Origin of the sequence: uncultured Turicibacter sp., assembly GCF_938044715.1 — a bacterium.
Classification (GTDB): Bacteria; Bacillota_I; Bacilli_A; order MOL361; family Turicibacteraceae; genus Turicibacter; species Turicibacter sanguinis.
Map to the genome: position 1 here is coordinate 16,531 of NZ_CALIOS010000019.1, position 12,894 is coordinate 29,424.

General features: G+C 33.9%; 8 protein-coding genes. 3 read left to right on the forward strand and 5 right to left on the reverse strand.

Annotated elements, in window-relative coordinates:
- Positions 1-146 precede the first annotated feature (146 nt).
- Positions 147-1,250, forward strand: a complete 1,104-nt coding sequence (locus tag QWC74_RS01985; protein WP_006785448.1) for an LPXTG cell wall anchor domain-containing protein — start codon at positions 147-149, stop codon at positions 1,248-1,250.
- Positions 1,251-1,667: 417 nt separating this feature from the next.
- Here the strand turns inward: QWC74_RS01985 and QWC74_RS01990 are convergent, their stop codons facing one another.
- Together QWC74_RS01990 and polA are read right to left on the reverse strand one after the other, a co-directional pair.
- Positions 1,668-4,382 carry an ABC transporter ATP-binding protein/permease gene (locus QWC74_RS01990; RefSeq protein WP_006785447.1) on the reverse strand — a complete coding sequence of 905 codons (2,715 nt, stop codon included), beginning with the start codon at positions 4,380-4,382 and terminating at the stop codon, positions 1,668-1,670.
- Positions 4,383-5,741: 1,359 nt separating this feature from the next.
- A complete protein-coding gene (gene polA / locus QWC74_RS01995) occupies positions 5,742-8,378 on the reverse strand; it encodes a DNA polymerase I (protein ID WP_006785444.1) in 2,637 nt (878 codons plus the stop codon).
- A 470-nt stretch (positions 8,379-8,848) separates the two neighbouring features.
- Between polA and QWC74_RS02000 the strand changes: the two genes are divergently transcribed.
- Both QWC74_RS02000 and QWC74_RS02005 read left to right on the forward strand, forming a co-directional pair.
- A complete protein-coding gene (locus QWC74_RS02000) occupies positions 8,849-9,667 on the forward strand; it encodes a metallophosphoesterase (RefSeq protein WP_081448245.1) in 819 nt (272 codons plus the stop codon).
- A gap of 104 nt (positions 9,668-9,771) precedes the next feature.
- Positions 9,772-10,158, forward strand: coding sequence for a hypothetical protein (locus tag QWC74_RS02005; RefSeq protein ID WP_006785169.1), 387 nt, complete (start codon positions 9,772-9,774; stop codon positions 10,156-10,158).
- 44 nt (positions 10,159-10,202) lie between these two features.
- Here QWC74_RS02005 and QWC74_RS02010 read toward each other — a convergent pair whose 3' ends face one another.
- The 3 genes from QWC74_RS02010 to QWC74_RS02020 all read right to left on the reverse strand — a co-directional run bounded on the left by QWC74_RS02010 (position 10,203) and on the right by QWC74_RS02020 (position 12,719).
- Positions 10,203-11,063, reverse strand: coding sequence for an NAD(P)-dependent oxidoreductase (locus QWC74_RS02010; RefSeq protein ID WP_006785168.1), 861 nt, complete (start codon positions 11,061-11,063; stop codon positions 10,203-10,205).
- Positions 11,064-11,155: 92 nt separating this feature from the next.
- Complete coding sequence (locus tag QWC74_RS02015) at positions 11,156-11,839, reverse strand: hypothetical protein (RefSeq protein ID WP_006785167.1); 684 nt, start codon at positions 11,837-11,839, stop codon at positions 11,156-11,158.
- A 16-nt stretch (positions 11,840-11,855) separates the two neighbouring features.
- Positions 11,856-12,719 (reverse strand): polysaccharide deacetylase family protein, encoded by an 864-nt coding sequence (locus QWC74_RS02020; RefSeq protein ID WP_006785166.1) that lies wholly within the window; start codon positions 12,717-12,719, stop codon positions 11,856-11,858.
- Positions 12,720-12,894: the final 175 nt, after the last annotated feature.

The following is a 12,894-nucleotide window of genomic DNA, read 5'->3' on the forward strand; positions in this document are numbered from 1 at the left end:
TGTTAAGGAAGTTATTTATGAACAATGTTAAAAATTATCGAAAAAAAGTAATAACTTTTAGTATGTAGGTAAATATAGTTGAGTAAATAAGATTTATTTAAAACACAATAAAATCACAACTATTAGAGAAGGAGAAACGTAAAAAAATGAAAAAACACTTATTAACAAATTTTCTAACTATCTTGACAGTGTTCATGATGTCGACCATGATAGTATTTGCAAATGGATCGGTAGAGGGAAATATGACAAGCTCAGAATTTTTAGCTAAAAGTAATTCCCAAGGGGACATTACTTTAAGTGATAATGTGGCACTTTCTGATGCATTAAAAATAAATGGAACTAATTATACGATTAATTTAAATGGCCATACTTTAACTCTCACAAAAGATTCAAATTATTTGACTAATGGCGCAAATGTAACCTTTAAAAATGGAACAATGATTCTAGATAAAATCAAAGGTCATGCAGATTGTATCTTAGGAGTAGGTGATTATGGAAGCAGTGCTAACTTAACACTCAATCAAGTAACGCTACAGGCAAGTAACTATACTTCACCCTATGCTTTAATTTATGTCTACAATGACAGTACCTTAAATATCGAAAACAATTCTGTTTTAAATGCCAAAAATGAAAAAAGTTTATCAGGAGGAGTGATAAAAACGAATGCCGGAAAAAATGGAAAAATTAACATCACTGACTCTACTTTAAACTTTCAAAATACTGCACGTGGATTTTTAGATGGAACAATCAATATAAAAGATTCTACTGTCAACATGAAGGGGTTAAGCAATGGGATCAATACAACGGCTGAAGGGCTAGATTTAACCATCGACCATTCCAAACTTACAATTACCGAAAGCCTAGGACGTGCTTTAACAGTTGATGGAACAAACATAAATATTAAGAATAATTCTGTCGTTGATTTGAGCCATTCCGTTGAAGGCGACATCAGATTTAAAAATTCAGGAAAAATTCAAGTCGATCAGTCTTCTGAATTAAACTTTAAAACCGTTAAACTTGATGATCGAGGGATGGATTTAGGAAACTTAATCGCATCAGAAAAATATGACTATCAATTAGATGATCAAGGAAATGTGATCAAAATAGAAAAACCAATCACTCCAGAAACAGATATGCCTGATACAGGAGATGAGACTAATCTATCTCTTATGATTGGAATGGCCCTCATCTCTACTATCGGTCTATTATATTTCAAAAAAACGACACCTAAAAAAACAGTAGCTAAATAATAATATTCATCAAAAAAGGCGAGAAAAGATTTCATCTTCTCGCCTTTTTATTGATCCTACTTTATATTACTTTTATCTTCAATAGATGATTTCCTTTCACATCTATAAAAAACCTCTCTAAATAATTGAACCTCATGCTTCATTATATATTCCAGATTCCCATTATAGATCCCCCCTAGAAATACGTATTAATCTTGATATATAAACACCTAACCCTTCTTTAAATAAGAGTATTATCCTAACATTTATTGAAATATTTTCACATCATTAATTTCCGTTGAATCTAATCCTGAAAATTTCTCTAACGTTAGCATCACTTATAAATATCCTTTTTCTTTTAATAACATAAAAGTGTTGCGGTAAATATAGTCACTATATATATCTTCTTCGCAGCTTCCTTCCTAATTTTCTAATATTTTATTCTGTTCTTAAAGCAGTTACTGGATCTTTCCTTGCTGCTTTTTTGGCAGGGATGAACCCCCCCATTAAAGTTAGTATGATACTTAAAGCAATAAGAAGAAGTGCACTACTAAAAGGTAATGAGGCATTAACAGTATCTGTACCCGTTAAAGTGTGAATGATAGAATTTGCTGGTATTAGAAGTAACAGCGTAATTCCAATTCCAATTGTTCCTGAACATATACCGATTATAAATGTTTCTGCATTAAACACTTGAGAAATATTATGTTTTGAGGCCCCAATTGCACGAAGTATTCCGATTTCTTTAGTACGTTCCATAACTGAAATATAAGTGATAATTCCAATCATTATTGAAGATACTATTAAGGAAACTGCAACGAAAGCAATTAATACATATGAAATTACATTTATAATTGTTGTTACAGAAGACATTAAAAGTCCTACATAATCTGTATAAGTAATTTGACTTTCCTCATCAACCAATTCGTTGTATTTCCCAATATAATCAGCTATAACATCTTTGTCCTCAAAACTATCACAATATATGTTGATACTAGATGGTGCATCTAAACTTACAACACCAAAAGTTTTCATATTATCATCATAAGTTCCAGTAGATATATAATGATCATAAATCGAAAGAAGTGCCTCATCATCTAAATTTTCATCTAGTGCCGCTGCAAGTTGTGTTTCATTCATTGACATCATTTGAGATGTTGCAGTTGGATTATCTGAATAAGTGTATTGTAAAATCTGTTTAGCAAGATTAGCTTTTTCACTAACTCCTAAATGATCGATATAAGTTTTTGCATCTTTGACTTTATCTACATCATCACTAGGCGAAAATTCCATACCATTTAATACATTTAGATTCTTACTAGCTTCCTGTCCTTTTACAACCTCACTGTTATTTGTATAATCAATGATATAATCTGTTAATGCTTTTGTATAACCTACAGTATTGCTAATTAAAACAGTTTCTGTATCTTCTTTAGGACGAATAATACCTACCACTTTTAACTCAACTGCATCTTCAAGTAGATTTTTTATCTCTGAGTTATCGTCTCCAATATAATCGAAAGTACCATTATCATTTTCTACATATAAATCACAACTAGGGATCATATAAAATGTTTGAGCTATAATATCTTCATAACTTAGTTTTTGTGTATCTAAAGTAACTGTTTCTCCGTCTTCTATCTTCGATATTAATTCATTATATTCAGAAGAAGGAAGAAGTCCAAGTTTATAAAGAGTTGTGGCAGAAATCTCATTATTATGGTTAAGCACTATAACAAGCTCATTGTATTTGCTCGGCCATGAACCATATAAAACATCATAGCTATCTGTAATAGTTGAACTGATTAACTCATCTTCAGTACCTGGTAATAACTCTTCAAAATGATTAGAACTACTTGAACTCATAGCTGCCATCATTGGAGAGCTGACTGAAGCAGAAGATTGACTCCCCTCTAATGTACTACCATCTGTATTTACAAGAGTATCCTCTGAGTCATAAGTATATACATCGAATTTTGTATCGTAAGAATACACAATTCCGTTTTCACCAATATACTGGTGAATTTCATTTTCTGTATCATCTAAGTACTTTTTAAATTCTGTTAGATTATTTTCGGTAATACTTGTCGTCATCTTAGATGCCATTTCAAGTTCTGTACCATTTGAATAAACTGCATCTAAATCATGGTCAACCTCACCGCTTTTCAGTTTCTTCATATTCTCTTGTCCTGATGACATAATGCTACTTAAATCTATAGACTGAGATTGAATGGATATAGGATAAGAAGACATTGTACTTTTTTGAATATCAGAAATATAAGTATTAACTCCATTAGAAATCGATAGAATTAATGCAATCCCTATAATTCCAATAGAGCCCGCAAAAGCTGTTAATAATGTTCTTCCTTTTTTACTTTTTAAATTATTGAAAGACAATGAAAGCGATGTCGAAAATGACATTGAAGATTTACCCATATTTTCATGTCTTGCTTGCCCAAGTTGTGAAGCATCTACCTGATATGGATTAGAGTCATCTATAATTTTTCCATCACGCACTTTTACGATACGAGTAGCATACTCTTCTGCAAGCTCAGGATTATGTGTAACCATAACAACCAGTCTATCTTTTGCTACTTCTTTTAGAAGTTCCATCACTTGAACACTAGTTTCAGAATCAAGTGCACCCGTAGGTTCATCAGCAAGTAAAATATCTGGGTCATTAATTAATGCACGAGCTATAGCCACACGCTGCATTTGTCCACCAGACATTTGATTAGGTTTTTTATGAAGTTGATTACCTAATCCAACTTTTTCTAAAGCTTCTATTGCACGTTTTTTACGTTCTGACTTTGAAACCCCAGAAATAGTAAGTGCAAGTTCAACATTTGAAAGTACCGTCTGATGAGGTATTAAGTTATAGCTTTGAAACACAAAGCCGATTGTATGGTTTCTATAAGAATCCCAATCTCTATCTGTATATCTTTTAGTCGAAATTCCATTAATAATTAGGTCACCGCTATCATAATGATCTAGACCACCAATGATATTAAGTAAGGTAGTTTTCCCCGAACCACTAGGTCCAAGAATAGCAACAAGCTCATTGTCACGAAGATTTAAACTTACGTCATTAAGAGCTGTTTGCACTAAATCTCCAGTTATGTACTTTTTATGGATTTTTTCAATTTGAAGCATCTTTATTCTCCCCCTTTGTTTCCTTGTCATCATATTTTACAATGCTTTTATAAACTGAATGTTAATTTTAGGAATTTATTTATGCTTTTTTTCTAATACATTTAAATTTTCACTTAATCTTTTGAAATATAATAATTTGGATATAGATAAACAACACATTGCTTTAATTATATTAGATGTGATGATGCCTAAAATGGATGGCTATGAATTTACTATGAATTTACAGAGTATCTACGTAACTGTCAGAATAATATAGTGATTCTAATATTTACAGCTAAACAATTACTCGAAGAAACATGTAAAGGATTCCTAGTAGATACCTATGATTATATGGTGAAATCTGTTAACAAAGAGGAGATACTTCTTCGTATGAGAGCACTTTTGTGTCATTCTCAGATTATCAATAAACACAAGTTACATATTGGAAAATCACTTTAGATTAGAATGCGTTAACTATTTCACGATAAGGAATTAGTTATAAAGTAGTATTAAAATATGAATAAAGTAAAAAAAGTATTAAAAGATATGCGACTTTCTTTGATTTTTTCAGTTATTTAGAGATAATAGGTATTTCGAATTTCTTTCGGACGTGGATACTAACCGCTCCCTCCATCTCCACCCTAACTTATAAAAAAACTTCTCTACACCAGAAATCAATTCTGAAATTAAAGAAGTTTTTTTATTTTATATCATAAACCAATGTCTAACACTTAGTAACACAGATTTAACTATTATTCATCTTTTTATAGGAAACGAATTACAAATCTTATAAATGATTCATAACTAAAAGTCTAAGTCATAGTACTTTGTGATTTAAACACGTGAACCTCACACCCCACAGACTCAGTAACTGGACCTCAGTTGAGTTTCGAAGACCAAATGCTCGCCCTACTAGCGATAGAAAACCACGAGCTACGCTACGTGGTGTAGGGAAACCATAAAGTTTCGTCTACACTACTCCTAAAAAGCAGAGGAGTGAGGTAGACGTCAACTCACTATACTTCATACCCTACAGTCACAGTAACTGGAATACAATCTATCTTCGATAACCTGACTCTTGAGAGCAAATACATAAGATTCTCTAGATTTCTTTTAGAAATCAGTTCATCTAAAAAATCGGGAGCATCCCATGTTTCAAAAAAAGAAACACAAGCTACTCCCTTGCATTTTAGAATATCTAGTTGAACTTCTAGTGAAACTTTAGATATTCTTATCCCTTTAGGGGTTTTCAAGAGTCAAAGCGGTTATCTCAGCCTTTTAGATATTCTCGCTGAAGTATGAAGCGTTAGACTATCTTATCCTGGGTATTTAATCTTTCTAATCTCGAAAATTCGAGATTTAGAAAGATTTTACTCAGGGTTACTTCGCGTCGTACCATGTTGGTCCGTATGAGTAGTCTGCTTTTAATGGCACCTGAAGCTTTACAACGTCTTCCATTGTTTTGGTTACAAGTTCGATCATTAAATCTAACTCTTCTTGTGGAACTTCGAAGATTAATTCATCGTGCACTTGAAGTAATAAACGAGATTTAACTTGTTTTTCTTTCATGGCATTTGCGACGTCAATCATGGCTTTTTTGATAATATCGGCTGCTGTTCCCTGGATTGGTGCATTCATTGCAGTACGTTCTCCAAACTGACGAAGTGCATAATTTTTCTGACTTAATTCAGGGATATAACGACGACGATTAAATAAAGTCGTTGCATAACCATGGAATTTTGCATCTTTCACGGTATCTTCCATATACTGATTGATTCCTGAATAAGTCTCTAAGTAATGATCAATATATTTTTTCGCTTCTTTTTGCGTAATATTTAAATTTTCAGATAATCCGAAGGCACTCATTCCATAAATAATTCCGAAATTAATTGCCTTAGCTGAACGTCGTAAGTCTGATGTCATTTCTTCCTCAGATACTTTGAACACATCCATTGCTGTTTTTTTATGAATATCTTCACCTTCTTTAAAGGCTTCGATTAATGACTCCGTATTTGAAATATGAGCTAAAATACGAAGTTCGATTTGTGAGTAGTCCGCTCCTAAAATAACCCAACCTTCTTCACTTGGGACAAAGGCCTTACGAATTAAACGCCCTTCTTCTAAGCGAATCGGAATATTTTGTAGGTTGGGTTCAATCGATGATAAACGTCCTGTTTGAGTTAAAGCTTGATTAAAAATCGTATGAACTTTTCCATCACTGTAGCATGCTTTCTTTAAACCCTCGATGTAAGTTGAATAAAGTTTGGTTAACGTACGGTACTCCATAATCGATTTAATGATTGGATGGGCATCACTTAATTTCTCTAATACATCGGCATTTGTTGAATATCCTGTTTTCGTTTTCTTAATAACTGGTAAGGATAATTTATCAAATAAAACCTCTCCTAATTGCTTAGGTGAGTTAATGTTAAATGACATTCCAGCATGTTCATAAATCTCATTTTCAAGCGCCGTGATGCGTCCTTTTAAATCTTGCCCCATCTCATCAAGTGTCTTTAAATCCAGAGCCATTCCGTTAAATTCCATCTCAGCCAACACATCTGCCAGTGGCATTTCCATCTCTTCAAATAACGTTAACTGATCTTGTTCTTTCAACTGTTCAAGCGCCGTCTCCTTTAACTTCAAAACGGCAGTCGCAATATCAATCGAGTGACGGGCAATTTGACTCTCTTCTGCAATAGCACGCTTAGCCCCTTTACCATAAACCTCTTCATCGTACAACACATCATCGTAGTCATAACTCATCGCCACTTTTTTAAACTCATTGCTGACATTCGTCGGATTAATAATATACGTTGCGAGTAATAAATCAAATGCCACCCCACGTAAATCAAATCCTTGCCACATCAGGGCAACTCGTGAACGTTTTAAATCAAAGATATCTTTTGCAATCTTTTCATCTGCTAAGAATGTCATAAAGGCCTCAGACTGCTTCGCTAATTCAAATGGGACATAATAAGACTCTTCATCATTTACAACCGCAATCCCTAAAATATTAGCATGATGATAGTTCTCTTCAAAAATCTCAACATGAATCGCACTATGCTTAAAGATTTTAGTGTTTAATTCTTCTAAACTTCCGATGATTGCAACAGGAGCTTTAGGTGTTTCATCCTTCACCTCTTGCAGTTTCATTTTTTTTAGGAAAGCATTAAACTCCATTTCTTTAAACAATTCAATTAAACCCGCTACATCAGGTCCTTGATATAATAAATCATCAAAAGTCACAGAAAGCGGCACATCCGTATGAATGGTCGCCATTCGTTTGCAAAGCAAAGCTTGCTCAACATTCGCCTCTACTTTCTCTTTCATCTTCCCTTTTAAAGAAGCCGTATTAGCAACTAAATTTTCAACTGTTTGATACTCTTTTAATAATTTAATTGCTGTCTTTTCCCCAACACCTGGGATTCCTGGTAAATTATCTGATGGATCGCCCATTAAACCTTTTAAGTCAACAATTTGGCTTGGTGATAATTCATATTTTTCAAACACCGCTTCTGGTGTAAACGACTCAATATCGGTTACCCCTTTTCTTGTAATATGAACCGTCGTTTTCTCATCCGCCATTTGAAGTAAATCTTTATCTCCTGTGATAATATGAATTTTTTCAAAATCGGCTTTCTCTCCAAGACGAGCCAATGTTCCAATAATATCATCTGCTTCATAAGTTGGTAGCTCTAATCGCTTGACACCTAGTAAATCAAGATACTTCTTAATTAAATTAATTTGAGAACGCATCTCATCTGGCATCGGCTTACGACCATCTTTATACGTTTCTAAAAATTCATGACGAAATGTCGTTTTACCTGCATCAAACGCCACTAGCATATGCGTATGATGATAATCATCCATCACTTTATTCATCATATTAACGAATCCATAAAGAGCATTCGTAAAAATCCCCTGACTCGTCTTCATTAAATTCCCGCTATATGCCGTTGCATAATATGCGCGATACATTAAACTATTTCCATCAATTAAAACTAATGTGTTCATGCTAATCAACCCTTATCTTTGGCATATTTGAACGCCTAATTAACTATACTTTAATATTATTTTAACACAATTTATAAACTGATACATATTTAAAACATACTTTTAAAAGGATGGTGCTAAAAATGGTCGAAAAAACAACAAAAAACTCACAAAGTCTGTTCCTCTTATTCAATATCACCTTATTATTGACCTTCCCCTTCAAACCTAATCAACCCCTCATCTCGCAACTTATCCAGACGTCTAAATTTATGCTCGATTGGATTCCAATTTTAGGATACCTTAGCTTAATTACCTTCACCTTTATCAAAAAGGACAGTGAATTTTCTGCTACTATTCGAATCCTTTCCTTACTGTTTGCTTTTTACCACCTTATCCACTTACTCTTTTACGTTTAATGCATTTTCCCAAACCGAATTAATCTGTGATATAATAAAATATATTTAGATTTTTTGGTAAAGGATGAGTAAAACGTGAAAAAATTTCCTATCTATGTTTTAACGGTCGCAGGTCTTATCATACTCTTTTTCTTCTACTCGCTTTGTATCTTAAAATTTTCGATCAAAGTGGATGAAACGATTATAAAAAACCCGAATATTCCAACTACCTTTGATGGAATCCGCCTCATTCAATTTGGAGATACACTACTTGAGAATGAAGAAGATTTATCCGTATTTGAAAAAGCAGTGAATGAAATCAACCGTTTAAATCCAGATATCGTGATTTTCACAGGAGGACTGTTTCAAAAGGGAACTATCTCATCAGCTCTAAGTAATGAAGCTTCAAAGTTACTTTCAAACATCCAGAGCCCTTTAGCAAAAGTAGCAGTTCTTGGAGACGATGATTTAGAAAATGAACAGGCCATAACCGACCTTCTAACGAATGCCGGCTTTAGAGTTCTAAAAAACGAATCCTTACCTTTATACAATGGTTCAAGCGAATCTATCACGTTAATCGGTGTTAATTCATTAACCACAACGCCTCCACTTCAAACCCTTCTAGCACAGAACAGCGATGCTAATACCTTTAACATTTTATTACTTCATGAACCGACTCCTGCATCAGTTGTTACCGATTATCCGGTTGAATTACAACTATCTGGCCACTGCCGAGGCATTACGTCAAATGATAAGACTCAACCCAACTATTGTAGTCAATTCTATAACGGCACTTACCGTTTTGCCGATCGTCTAACTTTACATGTTAACCAAGGACTTAACCGCTCTAATGAGGTGGCAGCCCTTTTAAGAAGACCAACCCTTCAATCATTTTTACTCATAAAAGAGCAATAAAAAAATCGACTTTTAAACGAGTCGATTTTTTTATTAGCGAGAACCTAAACTCAACAGTCTGCATACACTAAAATGAGAACTGCATACTGAAGGAGGAGTTAAAGTTGAATCAAAATATGAGATCGTCTTATCATGGCCAAGTTCCATTGACAAATCAAGTCCCCTATCTAGCGACTATGCCAGGTATTGAAAATGATGAACGATGGGGATTTTGGCCATTCATTGGGGGACTTGCTCTCGGGGGATTAGGTGGATTAGTCCTTGGTGGTGGACGTCCATGTTGTGGAGGATACAATTATCCAGTGTACCAACAACCCATGTATTACCCTCAACCTGTTTACTATCCTCAACCTGTTTATTACCAACAACCAAGCTATCCAATGGGATATCAACAACAAATGGTTCAAAACAGCTATTATGGACCTTATTCGGTGACCACACCCCCTAGCCAAGAACCAATGATTGAATCAAATAAATACTATATTTTATAAAAAATAGACCTTAAACACTTTAATTAATGTTTAAGGTCTTTCTTTTATTTTTCGTACAATTTATAGAGTGCCTGCGTTCCTAAATTTTCAAACTCACGATTCGCACATTCTTCATATAAACTTAAGACAAGATTAAGTCCTGGTAAATCAACTGACATTTCAGATGCTTCTGACGTTGCAATTTTCATATCTTTAATAAAATGTTTAATAAAGAATCCAGGATTAAAATCGTCACGAATAATACGAGGGGCCATATTGCTTAATTGCCAACTTGCAGCTGACCCACTTGTAATGGCACTTAAAACTGTCTCTAAATCTAAATTAGCCCCTTTAGAATAAGCTAAAGCTTCAACCATTCCAATCGCAGCTCCAGCAATCGCAATTTGATTGGCCATCTTTGTATGCTGTCCACTGCCTGCTTCTCCCATATAAACAATTACTTTTCCCATCAAATCTAAGATTGGACGAATACTTTGATAAACAGACTCTTCTCCTCCAACCATAATTGTTAACGTTCCATTTTTAGCTCCAACATCTCCACCGGTAACGGGAGCATCTAAACATTGAATCCCTTTTTGCATTCCCGCTTCATAAATTCGCTTTGCAAGTTCTGGTGTTGAGGTTGTCATATCAACTAAGATTGTTCCTTCTTTTGCCGTATCAATTAACCCACCTTCACCTAAATAAACAGCCTCAACATCTGCAGGAACACCAATAATCGTAAAAATTAAATCAGCATGATGCGCAACCATTTGAACATCTTCGCACCAAATAGCACCAGCTTCAACAATTTGATCTGCTTTACTTTTTGTACGATTATAAACATACATCTTATGGCCAGCGTTTAATAAATGAGTCGCCATGGCTTGCCCCATGACACCAATTCCGATAAATCCAATGTTCATTTAAATCCCTCTTTCAATTTCTTAGTCATCTTAATAAATTGATTATAACACAGGCAACAAAAAAGACTAGGAAAACTTCCTAGCCAATTTATCTATTTTTTGAAAATATAATCTAACGTCCCTTTATTTGCGATACTTTCATAATAAGCTGTTTTCGCCGTATAATAAGCCTCAACTGTTGTCATATAGTCTGTATGTAACGTTTGAACTTCACTGAAGGCCACATTTACACTTTGAAAATATTGAACAGCCTCACTTGTTTTCGTGTTATAGAACATTTCTTCAAAGTTTGATAAGGTGTCAACTAATGAAGAAAGTTGTGCTTCTAAAGCCGTTAACTTTGTTGTACGTTCTTTTTGAAGGGATGTCATATCATGACCTAATGTCTGTAAATCTGTTGGTAATTTTTTAATCACTTTTTCAATTTGTTCAAAATTAGTTTTTTCAATGGCTGATGAAATACATGTTGCCACCGATTCATTATATTGTTTTAACATGTTATATTGTGTGTTAAATGACTCAAATAACTCAGTTAAGTCTGCACTTCCATCGTAAGTCTGACCTGCACTAATCAAACTGCTCACCGATGCTTGTAAAGCATTTAAATTATCCTCTAATGTATTTGTATTTTGTTTTTCACAAGTGACAATTTCTTGATCTAAATGTTGATACATTTGAAATACTTGTACTTCAGGAATCTTATAAGTTAAGGCAAAGAAAATTCCTACAGCCGAAATAAGGATTACAATTAAAACTGGTAAAAATGGTCGACGCATTTAGAATTCCCCTTTCCTATAAATCGCTACTTCCAAATAAATTTTTAACAATATGATTATCAGGATTATAAGGTAAGAACTCATATCCTAAATCTAAATAATACTGAATAACAACAGGTAAAACTTGTACGGTAATATCTTTTTCATGGAATAAAATAACCGTATTAGATGGATAGTTCCACAACTTCATATTACTTTCAACATTTTTCATAATACTATCAACTGTTGCTCCCGATTCCCAATCATATGAATCAACGTCCCAATCCCAACATTTTACGCTAATTTCATTTAAAGCAACAACATGTTCATCCGTAAATGTTCCGCCCGTTCCATAAGGAGCACGACATAATTTACTTTCAAACCCACCTGTAATCTCTTTAATTAAGGCTTGTTCTTCCTTCATCTCACCAGCGAAATTAGAAGCGGCATTAGCATCTCCATATAAATAAGCATAATCATGAGTCATTGAATGCATCCCAATGTAATGACCGTCATTAGCCATTCGTTTTAACATGGCCTCCGAGTCAGAGTAATTATCGATAGCTGTCCCTAAAACAAAAAATGTCCCCTTAATTCCATAGCTATCTAAAATGTCTAAAATGGCACTTGTATTGCGTGAAGGTCCATCATCAAATGTTAAATAAGCAAATTTAACTTCTTTATTATGCCAACTTTTAACCGTTTTGATTTCCTCGAAATCTAAATAGGTCGGCTCTACTGTTGCCATACTTAATCCTTTTACTTGTCCTGCAACATTAGCAAAGAAACATCCTGTCATCACTAAAATTGCAATTAACGTTACAAAAACATAAAAACGTGGTTTAACACGTCGACGTCGTCCTCGACTACCATAATTCGAATAATACTGCTGTTTTGCCACTACTCTTTCCTCCATCTATGCTATTTGTTTTAATTATACAATATTAACTTTAAAAAAGCATTCTAAAACCTTGCATAATGTGACAAATTATGCAAGGTAATTTATGGATGACTTCTTTCTTTATTTTTCGAGCATTTTTCAAAAAAGCAGGGTTTTTGAAAACAGGAACCTTAGT